The sequence below is a fragment of the Vibrio breoganii genome, assembly GCF_001677275.1.
GTDB classification, from domain to species: Bacteria; Pseudomonadota; Gammaproteobacteria; order Enterobacterales; family Vibrionaceae; genus Vibrio; species Vibrio breoganii.
In genome coordinates, this window is sequence record NZ_CP016177.1 from 1833328 (window position 1) to 1849386 (window position 16059).

General features: G+C 46.1%; 15 protein-coding genes. 2 read left to right on the forward strand and 13 right to left on the reverse strand.

The features are described 5' to 3' along the window. Nucleotides 1-11 precede the first annotated feature (11 nt). From purF to fabB, 10 genes are all read right to left on the reverse strand, one after another. Complete coding sequence (purF, locus tag A6E01_RS08460; protein WP_065210062.1) at nucleotides 12-1529, reverse strand: amidophosphoribosyltransferase; 1518 nt, start codon at nucleotides 1527-1529, stop codon at nucleotides 12-14. A 31-nt stretch (nucleotides 1530-1560) separates the two neighbouring features. Continuing rightward, nucleotides 1561-2052, reverse strand: coding sequence for a CvpA family protein (locus A6E01_RS08465; protein WP_017032463.1), 492 nt, complete (start codon nucleotides 2050-2052; stop codon nucleotides 1561-1563). Nucleotides 2053-2115: 63 nt separating this feature from the next. Next, complete coding sequence (locus A6E01_RS08470) at nucleotides 2116-2706, reverse strand: SPOR domain-containing protein (protein WP_065210063.1); 591 nt, start codon at nucleotides 2704-2706, stop codon at nucleotides 2116-2118. Further along, nucleotides 2696-3970, reverse strand: coding sequence for a bifunctional tetrahydrofolate synthase/dihydrofolate synthase (gene folC / locus A6E01_RS08475; RefSeq protein ID WP_017027808.1), 1275 nt, complete (start codon nucleotides 3968-3970; stop codon nucleotides 2696-2698). The genes A6E01_RS08470 and folC overlap by 11 nt, the downstream gene beginning before the upstream one ends. Nucleotides 3971-4013: 43 nt before the next feature. Next, nucleotides 4014-4937, reverse strand: coding sequence for an acetyl-CoA carboxylase, carboxyltransferase subunit beta (accD, locus tag A6E01_RS08480; protein ID WP_017027807.1), 924 nt, complete (start codon nucleotides 4935-4937; stop codon nucleotides 4014-4016). A 168-nt stretch (nucleotides 4938-5105) separates the two neighbouring features. Then, complete coding sequence (gene truA, locus A6E01_RS08485; protein ID WP_017027806.1) at nucleotides 5106-5897, reverse strand: tRNA pseudouridine(38-40) synthase TruA; 792 nt, start codon at nucleotides 5895-5897, stop codon at nucleotides 5106-5108. A gap of 67 nt (nucleotides 5898-5964) precedes the next feature. Beyond that, entirely contained in the window at nucleotides 5965-7671 is a 1707-nt protein-coding gene (locus tag A6E01_RS08490) for a FimV/HubP family polar landmark protein (RefSeq protein ID WP_237334467.1), read from the reverse strand. 215 nt (nucleotides 7672-7886) lie between these two features. After that, entirely contained in the window at nucleotides 7887-8900 is a 1014-nt protein-coding gene (locus A6E01_RS08495) for an aspartate-semialdehyde dehydrogenase (RefSeq protein WP_017032469.1), read from the reverse strand. Then, complete coding sequence (locus tag A6E01_RS08500; protein WP_065210065.1) at nucleotides 8897-10030, reverse strand: 4-phosphoerythronate dehydrogenase; 1134 nt, start codon at nucleotides 10028-10030, stop codon at nucleotides 8897-8899. The genes A6E01_RS08495 and A6E01_RS08500 overlap by 4 nt, the downstream gene beginning before the upstream one ends. A 162-nt stretch (nucleotides 10031-10192) precedes the next feature. Next, the gene (gene fabB / locus A6E01_RS08505) at nucleotides 10193-11404 is read right to left on the reverse strand and encodes a beta-ketoacyl-ACP synthase I (RefSeq protein ID WP_065210066.1); all 1212 of its coding nucleotides are present in this window, start codon (nucleotides 11402-11404) and stop codon (nucleotides 10193-10195) included. A gap of 119 nt (nucleotides 11405-11523) precedes the next feature. Between fabB and mnmC the strand changes: the two genes are divergently transcribed. Further along, nucleotides 11524-13551 carry a bifunctional tRNA (5-methylaminomethyl-2-thiouridine)(34)-methyltransferase MnmC2/FAD-dependent 5-carboxymethylaminomethyl-2-thiouridine(34) oxidoreductase MnmC1 gene (gene mnmC / locus A6E01_RS08510; protein ID WP_065210362.1) on the forward strand — a complete coding sequence of 676 codons (2028 nt, stop codon included), beginning with the start codon at nucleotides 11524-11526 and terminating at the stop codon, nucleotides 13549-13551. A gap of 94 nt (nucleotides 13552-13645) precedes the next feature. Here mnmC and A6E01_RS08515 read toward each other — a convergent pair whose 3' ends face one another. The 3 genes from A6E01_RS08515 to A6E01_RS08525 all read right to left on the reverse strand — a co-directional run bounded on the left by A6E01_RS08515 (nucleotide 13646) and on the right by A6E01_RS08525 (nucleotide 15111). Continuing rightward, on the reverse strand, nucleotides 13646-14182 hold the full coding sequence (locus tag A6E01_RS08515; RefSeq protein ID WP_017027800.1) for an NADPH-dependent FMN reductase: 537 nt from the start codon (nucleotides 14180-14182) through the stop codon (nucleotides 13646-13648). A gap of 128 nt (nucleotides 14183-14310) precedes the next feature. Beyond that, entirely contained in the window at nucleotides 14311-14577 is a 267-nt protein-coding gene (locus A6E01_RS08520) for a YfcL family protein (protein WP_017027799.1), read from the reverse strand. Nucleotides 14578-14580: 3 nt separating this feature from the next. After that, the gene (locus A6E01_RS08525; protein ID WP_102329841.1) at nucleotides 14581-15111 is read right to left on the reverse strand and encodes an elongation factor P hydroxylase; all 531 of its coding nucleotides are present in this window, start codon (nucleotides 15109-15111) and stop codon (nucleotides 14581-14583) included. 216 nt (nucleotides 15112-15327) lie between these two features. Between A6E01_RS08525 and A6E01_RS08530 the strand changes: the two genes are divergently transcribed. Further along, a complete protein-coding gene (locus A6E01_RS08530) occupies nucleotides 15328-15951 on the forward strand; it encodes a trimeric intracellular cation channel family protein (RefSeq protein WP_017027797.1) in 624 nt (207 codons plus the stop codon). Nucleotides 15952-16059: the final 108 nt, after the last annotated feature.

Genomic DNA, 16059 nt, shown 5'->3' on the forward strand with positions numbered 1-16059 from the left:
CTGAAGAAGCATTACGCGCCTTCGTTATACATCTCTAGGTTTGCTAAGTCTTGAGCAATGTTTTGCTCAGTTTTTGCATCGTCAGAGCGCAATGAATCAAGAAAGTCTAAGTACTCTTGGTCCACATCACCTGTCACGTATTGGCCACTGAATACAGAGGTCTCAAACGTCTTTATATCAGGGTTGCCCTCGCCTACTGCAGCAACAAGGTCTTCTATTGATTGGAACATCAGTCCATCAGCGCCGATAAGCTTAGAAATCTCATCCACTTCACGACCGTGAGCAATCAACTCATTAGCACTTGGCATATCGATGCCGTACACATTCGGGAAGCGTACTTCTGGCGCCGCTGAAACGATGTAAACCTTGTTTGCACCTGAATCACGAGCCATCTCGATGATCTGCTCGGATGTTGTACCACGAACGATAGAGTCATCAACTAACAGTACATTCTTGCCTTTGAATTCAGAGCGAATTGCGTTCAGCTTACGACGTACTGATTTCTTACGTTGCTGCTGACCTGGCATAATGAAGGTACGACCTACATAGCGGTTTTTAACGAAACCTTGACGGTATGGCTTGCCAATAATCTGAGCAATCTGCAGTGCGATATCACAAGAGGTTTCAGGGATTGGGATAACCACATCGATATCCAAATCATCCCATTCGCGCTTGATTTTCTCACCTAGCTTATTACCCATTTCAACGCGAGCACTGTATACAGATACCTTGTCGATGAATGAGTCAGGGCGAGCAAAATAAACGAACTCAAAGATACATGGGTTCAATTGTGGATTCTCTGCACATTGCTTAGTGTACAGTTGTCCATCAAAAGTAATGTATACCGCTTCACCTGGTGCTACATCACGCATGAAATCAAAACCTACAGCATCGAGTGCTACAGACTCAGATGCCACCATGTATTCTGTGCCACCTTCAACTTCACGTTTACCAAGGCATAAAGGACGAATGCCATTTGGATCGCGAAATGCAACCATGCCATGACCAATGATCATTGCTGTTACTGCATAGGCGCCACGAATAGTCTGATGTACACGCTCAACCGCATCAAACACGTCTTTCTCAGTAATGTTGAATGTCTTGGTCATATCAATGTTATGAGCCAGTACATTTAGCAGAACTTCAGAATCAGACGTTGTATTTACATGACGACGATCTTGTTCGAAAAGCTTCTGACGAACTTCAGCAGCGTTTGTTAGGTTGCCGTTATGAGCTAACGTGAGACCAAAAGGAGAGTTCACGTAAAAAGGCTGTGCTTCAGACGCACTTGAACTACCTGCAGTAGGGTAACGAACGTGTCCGATACCTACCGAGCCTTGTAAGCGTTGCATGTGTTTGGCTTCAAACACATCCTTAACTAGACCGTTTGCCTTACGCAGACGAAAACGATTGCTATCTATGGTAATAATACCCGCAGCATCTTGTCCACGATGTTGCAAAACCGTAAGCGCATCATAAATCGATTGGTTAACAGGAGTTGTGCCTACAATTCCAACAATACCACACATGTCTAAACCCTCAGTATTGGCCAGTTTAGCTTTATATCACGCCGGATAAAAAGCTAGACGTTTCTTTAAGATGTTCGAAAAACGGTGCGATCAGACGACTGAACTCTGGAATCAATTGCGATTGCTTCCACCAGTCGGAATTCGACAAACTGGTGAAGGCATCCATAAAAAACAGTACTGCAGCAACGATTAATACGCCGCGCAAAGTACCAAACACGACCCCAAGCACGCGATCTGTCCCGGACAGACCTGTCTTTTGGACCAACTGGCCTATGGTGTAGTTAATGACTGCACCAACGACTAGCGTTGCCACAAACAGAGCGCCAACTGCAGCTCCATTTCGGACCATGTCATCTTGGATGTTTGTAAAGTACACCGCTAATCTAGTGTAGTACTGGCTGGCAATAAAAAAGGCGCCAAACCAAATCACTAACGAGAGCGCTTCCTTAACAAAACCTCGTACCAAACTGATCAGCGCAGAGATGCCGATCACACCTAAAATAGTAAAATCTATCCAATTCATGAGCTTTACTTCCTCATGCTGGCGCGCATTCTAACAGAAAAATGCGCGACGCAAACGTTTTCTTTATGGTTTTAGTGGCTTAAATGTCTGAATCTGGCCAGAAGCGCCAGTGATCTTTTTCAATTCAGGCAGTTGCGATTCTAACTTGGAACGTGATACATCAGGACCGACTATCACACGGTAAAACTCATTCGCTTTTACAACGCTCGCTCGGTAACCACGGGTGCGGAGATCTTTTGCCAAGGTTTCCGCATTCTCGGAATTTCTTAAAGAAACGAGCTGGATTATCCAACCACTGTCTTGATAATTGTTACGCTCTTCAACCTTACGCTCTTTTACCTCAACTACTTCAGGTTTAGGCTTCACTTCTGGTTTGGGCTCAGCTTTTGGCTTGGTTTCTGCCACTTTTACCGGCTCAGAGCTTTCATGAATGATCTCTTCGACTGGCTCAGGTGGTAGTGATACATCCTCTTCGACAGGATCGAGGATCTCGAAGGACTCTACTTCTGATTCAAGCTGAGGCTTGATTGGAATGGCAACAAACTCTTCCTTGTAGTGAAGCTTCTCACCATCTAACACGTCAGGGAGTACGATAACCCCCACGGCAACGAGTACTATGGTACCGACTAAGCGACTTTGAAATTTACTCGCCATTGTTTCTCCTTGTTTGCCAGTGTTCCAACACGGCCCCTACGGTAAAAAATGATCCCAATACGACGACAATGTCCTCTTTACCTGCATCACTCATAGCTTGCTCAAACGCTTCCACAGGGTTTTCAAATCCTACGGTGCCCTTATCCAGATATTGACACAGCTCATCGGCTGACGCCGCTCTAGGGCCTTCTAGCGAAGCAGGATACCAATGCTGCGTGCAGCTTGAGAGCGCTTCGATTGTGGCTGCCACATCTTTATCATGAAGCATTCCAACAACCGCTCTTATTTTTTGCTGTGGATAGCGCTGTTGCAATTGAGCAACCAAGTATTCGGCAGAGTGAGGGTTATGAGCAACATCTAAGATGACGGTTGGCTGTTGCGATAAATACTGCATTCTTCCCGCAAGCTTGGCATTCTTTAGGCCGTTAACAATATTCACATCAGTAAGGTCTAAATCAGACACGCCCAACGCCATCAAAGCGGTAGCCGCATTGGCTAGCGGAAGATTCGGTTTTGGTAAATCGGAAACATCAAAGCTGCCAGACTGCCAATGCCACAATTCGCCGTCTTCTTTATACGAATATTGATATTCAACCTGATAAAGCGTCGCACCGATATCATCGGCATGAGCGGCTACTGTCATCGGTGCATTAGGCTGACCACAGATCGCCGGCTTGCCCGCTCTGAAGATGCCCGCTTTTTCAAAGCCAATGACATTGATGTCGTCACCAAGCCAGTCAACATGGTCCACCGCTAGGCTAGTAATGATACTGACGTCGTGATCGACGATATTGGTTGCATCTAGACGACCGCCAAGGCCCACCTCAAGAAGCACTACATCGACTTTTTGCTGCTGGAATAAGTGCAAAGCAGCAAGCGTCGCGTATTCAAAAAAGCTGAGGCTGATGTCGCCTCTTAATCTTTCGATAACATCAAAAGCAGCAACGTGAAACTCGTCCGCAAGCTCTGCACCATTAATTCGAACGCGCTCGTTGTAACGAATAAGGTGCGGAGAGCTATATACGCCAACGCTATATCCAGCGTCGAGCAATATGGCTTCCATAATGGCACACGTTGAGCCCTTGCCATTGGTTCCGGCAACGGTAATCACTTTGGGAGCAGGCTTAGTCAGGCTAGGCGTCGCTTTCTGGGCTACTTGAGATACACGGTCAAGACCTAGGTCTATCGCACTGGTATGAATGGACTGTAAATAATCAAGCCACACCGTTAGGGATGATGTGGCTTGTGGGATATGTGAACTCATCTATCTATATAACGCTAATTACTGGCAGATAATGAGTACTGTACTATTTTTCTGGCGCTACGGGTACTTCGTATTCAGCCTCTTTTGGGCCTTCGTTAACAGAAACCACTAAAGGTGATGAATGGTTTGTCAACTTGGCCAATAAGCCACCCACTCTTTGACGCATTTCACGGCGATCAACGATCATGTCAATGCCACCATGCTCAAGTAGGAACTCACTGGTTTGGAAGCCTTCAGGTAGGTCTTCACGAACCGTTTGTTCGATAACACGACGTCCTGCAAAACCGATAACCGCGCGAGGTTCACCAATATTGATATCGCCTAGCATTGCGAAGCTTGCTGATACGCCACCCATAGTTGGGTCAGTCATAACAGAAATGAACGGTAAACCTTTCTTTGAAAGTCGTTCAAGTGCTGCACTGGTTTTTGCCATCTGCATCAGAGACATTAGCGCCTCTTGCATGCGAGCGCCGCCACTTGCAGAGAAACAGACTAAACCACAGTTGTTTTCAATTGCAGCGTCTACTGCGCGAACAAAGCGTGCACCCACAACCGAGCCCATAGAGCCGCCCATGAATTTAAACTCCATCGCACACGCTACAACAGGTATACCGTGTATAGCACCCTTCATTGCGATCAATGCGTCTTTCTCACCACTGCTCTTTTGGTAAGTAGTGATACGATCTTTATAGCGCTTAGTATCTTTAAACTTCAGCTTATCCTGAGGCTCTAGCTCTGCACCTAGCTCTTCACGGCCATCTGCATCTAGAAAACTGTCTAAACGGTTACGTGCAGAGATGCGCATGTGATGATCACACTTAGGGCAAACCTCTAAGTTACGCTGTAGCTCTGCTTGATATAAAACTTGTTCACAAGAGGTACATTTCGTCCATACACCTTCAGGAACATTCGCCTTGCGAGACGTTGAAATACTGCTTTTGTTGAAAATCTTCTCAAGCCAACTCATGAAAGACCTTTTTCATTAAGCTCTCGCCGCAACGGCAAGAGGTTGATAATTTGCAAGGATTAAACCATAGATCCACTCTAGTGTAGATAAAAAACTGGTTGTACCTATCCCTTACTACTTAATTATTACCGCAAAATGACGTCTAATTGACGCTATATTTGCGTTTCATCACAATTCTTCGGGTAAAAACAGCGGCCCCATAGGCAATTCAGGAATAGCGAATTCCTCTGGGTAGTCCACTTTTACCAAATATAATCCGTGGGCTTTCGCCGTTGCTCCTGCTAGGGAGCGATTTTTCTGCGCTAGTAACCACTCAATCCATTCAATCGGTTGCTCATTGCGGCCTACCACCAGCAAGCTACCGACGATGTTTCGCACCATGTGATGGACAAAGGCATTCGCCTTGATATCGACAACGACATAGTGGTTATGGCGAGTCACGTTAATGTGCATCATGTTACGAAACGGACTGTGCGACTGACAATGCGCCGCCCTAAATGAGGTAAAGTCATTCTCTCCTAACAAGAACTGGGCAGCTTGATGCATTTTTTCTACATCAAGGTCGCCATGATAATGGCTCACCCCTTTTGCTAGGATTGCAGGGCGCAAAGCATGATTATAAATAACGTAGCGATAGCGCCTTGCTGTGGCACTGAATCGTGCGTGAAAGTCTTCAGAAACCTCTGTAGCCCAACGTACCGCAATATCACCGGGCATATTCGCGTTCACGCCCATTTGCCAAGCCAGCATCTTGCGAGAGGCAGTAGTATCAAAATGCACGACTTGTCCGGTGCCATGGACACCAGCGTCTGTGCGACCTGCGCATTGAACCTCTACTGGGTGATTCGCCACTATGGAGAGTGCTTTCTCTAAACGCTCTTGAACAGAATCGAACTCATTCTGTCTTTGCCAACCATAATATTTTGCACCATCGTATTCGATGCCTAGGGCGATTCTCATCAGTCACAATCCAGTTGAAATTTGGGGCGGGCAGTATAAACGATGCACGTTAACCTCACAAATTTCATTAAGAGCGAATAGACTCCAATAGCTGCTGAGCGCGCTGTTGTTCCTCTTGCGAGCCCTTTTCCAACACCCCTTTTAACAACTTTCTGGCATGGTTTAGGTCGTTCATTTGAATGTAAACCGTAGCAAGATCTAACTGACTTGCGACTTCTCCCTCCAAATCAACGTCTTTTAGTTCGACCTTGCCAATCACATCGGGGAATTCATCAAGCCCAACCCTAAGGTCTAGCTCTTCTTCATCTGGGTTTGTTGTAGGCTCAGCGTCTCCCTCAGCGATCACTTCATCGATAGTCTTATAAGGGCTATGAGGCTTCTGTTCTACTGATGGCTCATTCTCAACAGGTATCTGTTGCGACACAACGTCTTCCGTAGGATTAATCTCTTGTGATTCAGACTCTAACGACGATTGGGGGGCTGACTCTTCACCTGCAGGCTTGGATTCAGAAATCTTAGTAGTATCGTCTTCAGCTAATAGCTCTAACGCTTCTTTTCTAGCATCAGCTAACGCCTCTTTTTCACCATACTCTGGCAAGTCTTCATCATGAACAACCTCTTCTGGTTCGACTTCTGATTGAGAGCTTGATTTGACGTCCGCTTCTGCTAATTCGTCATGCTCACTCTCTGCTTGATCCGCCAAGATTTTATCAAGCTCTTGCTCAAACTCTTTATCTAACGGATTTACCGTGCCTTGCTGTGATTCAGTATGTGTAGATTCAGCCTGTGTAGATTCATCAGTAGCCGAATCTTTCCTTGCCTCCACAGGCTCTACATTTTCAATCTCTGGCTCATCATCACCTCGAGCAACAGGTGCTGGGTTTAGTGCCTTAGGCGCTGAAGGCTCATTACCGATCTGAGGAACAGGTCGAATGGAAAGGGTTAGCCTAATGATCAGCAACATAATCAAGGCAGTGACCGCCGCCGACAGCGCCACAATCACCCACACATTAGTGAGTAGGCTTGTACTGTCTTGACTAACAACTGTACCTGATGCATTACGCTGCTCAATGAGTATCTTTTCTACATTGGCGCGACGCTCAGACTCAAGGTCTAATTGACCTTTTAACTCCACTACGTCGGTGCGAATAGTGCCGATAGCCTTAAGTAGGTCCTGATTATTTTGTTGTAGGGAATTAAATTCACTTTGCGACGATTGCAATTGCTGCTGCAAAAACTCTATCTGTTTTTGCTGAATTTCTCGTGCGCCAAGGTCTTCAACATTAATCTGAGTAGGGGCATTTTCACTGGCTACCTTGGCAAGATAGCTCGCTTTGCGCTCATGAATTTTGAATAAACGAACCGCTTCCGCAACACTCTGTTTTTCTACTTCAGCATCCGTTGGAATCGTGATGGTGCTGCCCGGCTTTAGCAAATGAATGTTTCTGTCTTCAAAAGCGGTAGGGTTCGCTCTGTAGATAGCCAATACCATCTTATAAACAGATTGCTGCTCGCTAGTTCTTACCGTTTGACCAATAGACCATAAGGTCTCGTCTATAGCGGTAGGGCCATACGTTCTTTGAGTAGAAAGCCTGTTTTGGTCGCGATTTAGCGTCGTGCCATCAAGGTTATCTGGGACAATATAGGTAGGAACCGCTTGCAGTTTTCCACTGGGTCCGACAAGGCGAATTTCTTCAGCATGCGAAACAACAGAAAACAGAATACAAACAATGACAATAAGGGTACGACGATACAATTCCATTTGAGAGCGCAACTAGATTTACCTTAGGCGATGAATAGTTCTAATTTGCTAAAATTTACAACAAAAGACAACAACAGCATGCCAATTTACGTTAAAAATGTGTTGCAAATACCGCTAATGGTTAATCACTGAGCTTTATCTTGCCTAAATAGAAAAAGCCAGAGATGAACGAGTCAACTCTGGCTTTGCCAATCAGACGAGCATTACTTCATAGAAGCAGTCACCGTTTAGAAGTAATCGCGAATCAATAATTCAGCGATTTGTACCGCGTTAGTTGCCGCACCTTTACGCACGTTGTCAGCAACAACCCACAAGTTAAGGCCGCTTTGATGACTAATATCATTGCGTACACGACCGACCATAACGTGATCTTTGCCGCCAGCATCGCGTACCTGAGTTGGGAAGTCTTCACCTTGGAAAACCTCAATACCCTCTGTTTGCTCAAACAGCTCAATAGCATGCGCAGCATCAATAGGAGCGCGCGTTTCTACGTGCACTGCCTCTGCGTGACCATAGAAAACAGGAACGCGAACACACGTAGGGTTAACCATGATTGAAGGGTCATTGAAGATTTTTTGTGTTTCCCACACCATCTTCATTTCTTCTTTGGTGTAACCGTTATCCATAAACGCATCGATCTGAGGGATACAGTTAAATGCAATTTGCTGAGAAAACGTTTCAGGTTCTGCTGGAATACCATTAAGTAGCTTCGCCGTTTGGCCTGCGAGTTCATCAATGCCTGATTTACCTGCACCCGCAACTGACTGATAGGTCGATACGTTAATGCGTTCAATGCCGACTTCATCATGAATGGGCTTCAAAGCCACTAGCATTTGGATAGTAGAACAGTTTGGGTTTGCAATGATGTTACGGTTACGGAACTCAGCAATCGCCTCTGGGTTCACCTCAGGAATAACGAGAGGGATGTCGTAGTCGTATCTGAACTGCGAAGTATTGTCGATGACGACAACCCCTTCATCTGCCGCAACAGGTGCCCAGCGTTCAGACAATTCACCGCCCGCTGAAAATAGAGCGATATGAACTTGAGACCAATCGAATTCTTCAACATTTTGTACTTCGATGCTCTTACCGTTAAAACGGTAGCTCTTACCCTTACTACGCTCACTGGCCAGTAAATGCAGATCTCCTACTGGGAAATCTCTCTCTTTAAGCACTTCTAGTAGTGTTTCACCCACAGCACCAGTCGCGCCTAAAATAGCCACATTAAATTTTTGACTCATTTACTTACCTCTACCTTAAAACCTAATTCTTGCAAGGGTTGCAGATTACAAGACGCATCACCGGTCAGCGTCACCGCGCCATATTCTCGGCGGTCCCAGTATTCTTTGCGCATTTGGTCAAATGCACCCGTTTTCCCAATCTTTCGGCGAAACAGGGCATCGTCTTTGCGCACATCATAGATCAATTGTGTGATGTTGTGCAGTGTTGCTTCATCCCAAGGGCGAGATAAATGCATTTCAGGTACTGGCGCGATAGGCAAAAGATCGGCAGCGTTAGCAGAAAGTGGGCTCTCAATTAACTGACAAAAAGAGTTAAAGATCATAGTCGTGCCTCGGGCTTTACCCTCTAGGCCATATCCAGCAACGTGTGGCGTAGCAAAAGCCAGCAATGGAAGAAGCTCAAGATCGACCTCAGGCTCAAACTCAAACACGTCTAGTACTGCAGTGAAGCCATCATTGCGCTGTAGTCTCTGTTTTAGCGCAGAATTATCGACAATCGGTCCACGGGCTGCATTAATCAAAATTTGATCAGCACGCATTGCCTGCAAACGCTCAGAGTCGATGAGATGATGAGTTGGGTGCTCGCCGTCTCGGGTGATTGGCGTGTGCAGAGAAATCACATCACTTTGCTCTAGCAATTCATCCAAAGCGGTAAACTGACGAGTGTCACCCTCAGCCTCTTTTAATGGGTCATTAAGCAGCACCTTAATACCGATGCCAGAAAGGCACTTCGCTAAATAACTACCCACTTGCCCTGCACCTATGATGCCGACCGTCTTATCAAAGATTGAGAAGCCTTGCTGCTGAGAAAGTACCATCAATGATGAAATGACATATTCCGCCACACCCACCTTGTTACAGCCAGGGGCGTGAGTATAAGCAACGCCCTTTGCCTCGAGTGCTTTTTCGTCAAGGTGATCGTACCCCGCCGTTGCAGTACCCACGAACTTAAGTTTGTTGGCTTTAGACAACAGCTCACTGTTCACTTTAGTGACAGAGCGAATCATCAGGGCATCAACGTCGACTAGGTCATCCGCATTGATAGTACGTCCGGATAACGCGATAACCTCGCCTAGCTGACCAAATAACTCTTTGGCGTAAGGCATATTTTCATCAATTACAATTTTCATTAACAGGGCTTCAAAGTGATTGGCAGGGTTATAGATTAATAATAAAAGGCCCGACAAGCAAAGCCTGTCGGGCCTTAAAATTGTACTACCCAAAGCAGATTCCCGATAAAAAACACTCGGGAATGACATGTACCCTACCTAATAAAAGGTAGGGGGAGGGGATTAGCCTTCGTACTTTTTGAACACTAGCGTTGCGTTAGTACCGCCGAAGCCAAAGCTGTTAGACATCACGGTCTTAAGTTCTTGGTCGCGCTTCTCAGTCACAATATCAAGACCCGCAGCTGCTTCGTCTAGATTTTCAACGTTGATGCTTGGCGCAACAAAGCCGTGCTCTAGCATAAGCGCAGTGTAGATAGCTTCATGTACACCTGCCGCACCTAGTGCGTGACCTGTCATTGCTTTCGTTGCTGAGATTGCTGGGCTGTTGCCACCAAATACTTCTTGGATCGCGCCTAGCTCTTTCACATCACCAACCGGAGTCGATGTACCGTGAGTGTTCACGTAGTCTACAGAATCAACATTCTGCAGCGCCATCTTCATGCAGCGAACCGCACCTTCACCTGATGGAGCCACCATATCATGACCATCAGAGTTAGCACCGTAGCCGACAAGCTCGCCGTAGATTTTTGCGCCACGAGCAAGAGCGTGCTCTAGCTCTTCGACAACCATCATACCGCCACCACCAGAGATAACGAAACCATCGCGGTTTGCATCGTAGGTACGTGAAGCGCGAGTCGGCTCATCGTTGTATTTAGTAGACAGTGCACCCATCGCATCGAACATCATCGACATGCTGTAATCAAGCTCTTCACCACCACCAGCAAAAACAACATCTTGTTTGCCTAGTTGGATAAGCTCCATAGCGTGACCGATACAGTGAGCTGATGTAGAACATGCAGAGCTCATTGAGTAGTTAACACCTTTGATTTTGAATGGTGTTGCTAGACAAGCGGATACTGTAGAACCCATGGTACGAGTTACCATGTAAGGACCGACACGCTTAACGCCTTTTTCTCTTAGGATATCGATAGCCGCTACTTGGTTTAGTGAAGATGCACCACCAGAGCCTGCAACAATACCTGTGCGCTCGTTAGAAACCTGCTCTGGAGCCAGGCCTGAGTCAGCAATGGCTTGTTCCATAGAAATGAATGCGTAAGCTGCCGCATCACCCATGAAACGCATTTGCTTGCGATCGATATGTTCTGCTGGATTAATCTTCAGACTGCCCCAAACTTGAGAACGCAGCCCTTTTTCTTTAAATTGTTCTGAGGCTTCAATACCAGATTTGCCAGCTTTTAGAGACTCTAGTACTTCTTCGACGTTGTTACCGATGCTGGAAACAATACCCATACCGGTGATCACGACTCGTTTCATGTGACATTCCTATAATTCATAATTTCCGCTAGATGATAACCAGAAAGGCCGGATAAAGTGGTCAGCTTTCCTAGATATTTGTACAATCTCTACAGTTAACGACTCATTCTATGATCAATATGCCCAAAATTAAACATGCACAGCTGGATTGGAACGACTCTGGCACCCCTATCTCTGAACAATTCGATGACGTTTATTTTTCCAATAATGACGGGCTTGCTGAGACTCGCTACGTCTTTCTTACTCAAAACCATATCCCAGAGCGATGGCACAAATATGACCAATCGCGATTTGTCATCGCTGAAACAGGTTTTGGCACTGGTCTAAACTTTTTGGCGGTATGGAAAGAGTTTGAGCAATTTAGAGCAGAAAATCCACAAAGTAACCTGACTCAACTGCACTTTATCAGCTTTGAGAAATTCCCCGTTACCTTGCATGATCTCAAGCAAGCACACAAAGCGTGGCCTGAGCTGGAAAAGTACGCTACCGAACTTCAGCAGCACTACCCTATGGCATTGCCTGAATGTCAGCGCCTGATCTTAGCCGATGGTGCCATTACATTAGATTTATGGCTCGGTGATATTAAAGATAACCTGCCTCGAGTCCCCACTTATCAAGAAGGCATTATTGATGCCTGGTTCTTGGATGGGTTCGCCCCGAGTAAAAATCCAGAGATGTGGAATCAAGACCTGTTTAATGGCATGGCCAAAATAGCTAAGCAAGATTGTAGCGTTGCCACCTTTACCGCAGCTGGATTTGTGCGTCGAGGCTTGATTGAAGCGGGCTTTGAGATGAAAAAAGTGAAAGGCTTTGGTCACAAGCGCGAAATGATTGCAGGCTCTATGGTCAACAAGCAGCCTTACGGCAACCTCTCGCCACTGTTTGAGCGCCAATCTGCAACTGAAAAAGCAGAGCACCTTGGGGATATTGCAATTGTCGGGGGTGGCATTGCCAGTGCTTGCTTAGCATATTCATTGATTCAGAAAGGGGCGAGCGTCACCCTCTATTGCAAAGATGAATCTCTCGCAGAAGGCGCATCAGGAAACCGACAAGGGGCGCTCTACCCTCTTCTCAATGGCAATAACAATGCGGTGTCTCAAGTGTTTGCCAATGGCTTTACCTTTGCGAGACAGTTTTATGATCAGATTGCGAATAAAGTGGATTTTGACCATGACTGGTGCGGAGTGACTCAGCTTTTTTGGAATGAAGCAGAGCACAAAAAACTCTCTCGCTTAGTGCAAGGGCAATATCCACAAGAGCTAATCAAGTCATTAAGCCCGCAGAAAACCCGTGAAACAGCGGGCTTAGATTGCTCCTTTGGCTCGGTGCTTTATTCTCTTGGCGGATGGTTATCCCCTCAGCAATGTACTGAAGGCGTATTTAAACTGCTCAGTGAGCAAGGAAAACTGACTCTCAAGCTAAGTCATGAAGTCACCGACTTAACTGAACAAGACCAAAAATGGCAATTAGCGACTAACAAAGGGACGTTTGAGCATTCTGTTGTTGTGATTGCAAATGGCCATCTGTTCGACCAATTTACTCAAAGCCAATCAATACCATTGGGTAAGGTAAAAGGACAAGTCAGCCATATTCCTACCAATGAGCATCTGCAACAACTAAAAACAGTGGTTTGTTACGATGGTTACCTAACGCCAAAGAGTCCGTTGGATAAACATTGTATTGGTGCCAGCTATGATCGTAGCGACTTGACCACAGCGTTCGATCCACAGGCTCAGCAGCAGAATGCCTCTAAGCTACAGCAATGCATACCTGAGCAAGCGTGGACAACAAAGGTGGATATCAGCGACAACGACTCTCGACAAGGGGTTCGCAGTGTTTCCCGAGATCACCTTCCTTTCGCAGGAAATGTGGGACAGTTTGAACCGATACTCGAGCAGTATGCGAACTTGTATAAGAGAAACAGCGCCGAACCAACCCCTGTCAGCCAGTACACAAATCTGTTTTGCTTATTAGGACTGGGGTCGCGCGGACTAACATCGGCTCCAATGCTGGCTGAGGTATTGGCTTCTCAGATCCTTGGGCTGCCGTTGCCTATGTCTACCGATATGCTTGAAGCGGTGCACCCCAGTCGGATGTGGGTACGAAAGCTAAGAAAAGGCAAACCCATTCCTGGGCTCGAAAAATAAGATCTAGAAAGAGATATAGGTTTGGATAATAAAATGGGCTCACACTATATTCAGAGTTGAGCCCATTTTTGTTTTCATTCGATGCGGGAGAAGTTTACGCGACTTCTGCCACCAAGGTATCGACCGCTTCTTGAACCTTCCCTTTGAGTTCAGCTTCCTTGAACTCATTGCTCTCGACGTCAAAAACATCGTAAAAGCTTGGGATAGACAGTGACGCTTTGACGTCGGCGCCAAAATACGGCGCTGAGCCTACTGCGCTTGCCAATACACTCTGCGCGCCACCAGGGCCCGGTGAAGTAGCTAAATACACAACAGGTTTGTTCTGGAACACATTGCGCTCGATGCGAGTCGCCCAGTCGAATAGGTTTTTGTACGCTGCCGTGTAGCTACCGTTATGTTCCGCAAACGAGACAATCACAGCGTCAGCGCGACCAATCTTAGCAATCAGCTTTTGCGCCGACTGCGAATGACCAATTTCTTTCTCTGTGTCTTCGCTGAACAGCGGCGCAGGGAAATCAATTAGGTCAATGACTTCTACATCGGCACCAGGAATTTGCTGAGCGGCATAAGCGGCTAGAGTTTTGTTGATAGAGGTTGAGCTTGTGCTGGCTCCAAACGCGACTACTTTCATGATGACTTCCTATTTTAACTGTCTCTTAGTGTTACGTTCATAATAATAAGATCAGAGCATTTGACCATAGAGTCAGTTGTAACAACTTCATCAAAAAAATTGAACAAGTAAACGGGTCGAGTTAAAGACTAAACGATCGCCTTTGATAAGCCATCCCACATGTCTGCCACGATAACGCGATCAGCTGGAGTCAGCTCAGATTGCGCATCCGCCAAACTTTGTTCAATTTTTTGTTTGAATACGGCGACTTCAGTAACGGCTTCATATTCGCAATCAGCGGCAGCAAGGGAAATGTGACCACGCAGATAACCACCAGCAAACAACTCATCATCCGAGGCTGTCGCTACGGTTTGGTCAATAGTGTCAAGGAGTTGTTCTTCGAGTTGTAAAATCATGGTTTAAAGTACCTTAAAGTCTTCCTGAGTAAGTGAAGGGACACTGTAATGTTCCCGAAGCGCATTAGAAAGCATCTCGACCCTAGTTGGCAAGCCTTTCTCTAAAATGTCGATGACCTCTGCATGCACTTTTTTCATAAAACCTAATCTATCTGGCTCAAACGCGCCGTGCAAGTTGTCACAGCTGACTTGAAACCGAAACCCGGCGCTTTGTGAAAGTATCCACTCATAGGCCTGTGGCCTGATTTCCACTTTTTCGAATTCCGCCTGTGTATTGGCGTCGCGACCATCTGGCTCATACCAATAGCCGAAATCTTCAATAAGTCGTCGCTCAGCCCCTGCTACGCACCAGTGCGCGATCTCATGCAATGCAGAGGCATAAAAGCCTCTAGCAAAAATGATGCGATGATGGTGATTTGATTCATCCGCAGGGAGATAGATCGGCTCATCTCCGCCGAGTTCTAGCTTGGTATTGAACGAGCTATAAAAAGTATCGTTAAATAGAGTGATTAGGTCTGAGTACTCGTGAGTCATAGCGAGCTTTGGTCGTTGTATCTGTGTAAAACAATATTGTCTCTTTTTTAAGGCGATAGGTAAACCCGCAGTAATTCGCCCGCCATTAGATTTAGTAATCTGACAAACGATTGCGTCGGTACAAAATCTCATTCGTCACCGTTCGGATTTCGCTCTACACTCACGCCTAATTTTCCCGCCTACCAGCACAACTGGTCACGATTAGAGTCTCACAACATGCTACTAAGTGCTTTGTATATCATTGGAATTACAGCAGAAGCTATGACAGGCGCATTAAGCGCAGGTCGACGAAAAATGGATTGGTTTGGAGTAATGCTAGTCGCAAGTGCAACGGCCATAGGCGGCGGAACAGTCCGTGATATTTTGCTCGGCCACTACCCACTAAGCTGGGTGAAAAATCCCGAATTTTTAGTGATTACCTGTATTGCAGGCATACTCACTACTGGATTTGCCAAATGGGTAATCAAGCTCAAGGGAGTATTTATTCGCTTAGACGCTCTGGGATTGATCGTATTTAGTATTATCGGTACTAAGGTAGCGATGGGCATGGGACACCATGCGCTTATCTGTATGGTTTCAGCCTTGGTGACTGGCATTTTTGGCGGGCTTTTAAGAGACTTAATCTGTCGTCAAACACCTCTGGTATTGCACGAAGAGCTGTATGCCTCAGTGGCATTAATCGCATCGGGTTTGTACCTAACCCTACTTGAATTCGGCATTAGCGATGTTACTGCGACAATAACCACCTTGATTGTTGGCTATCTACTAAGAATGGCAGCCGTGCGATTCAAATGGCGCCTACCTTCATTTCATCTTGAAGCAGAAAGCTCACTGCACTAATGGCTCAAACCACATATGCACTCGTCTATTTATCACAAAGCGTAATATTGCGATAACTTTACGCTCTATTTCGGCCTTACTTTTTCCTCCAAAAGGAAAAGTAGCCGC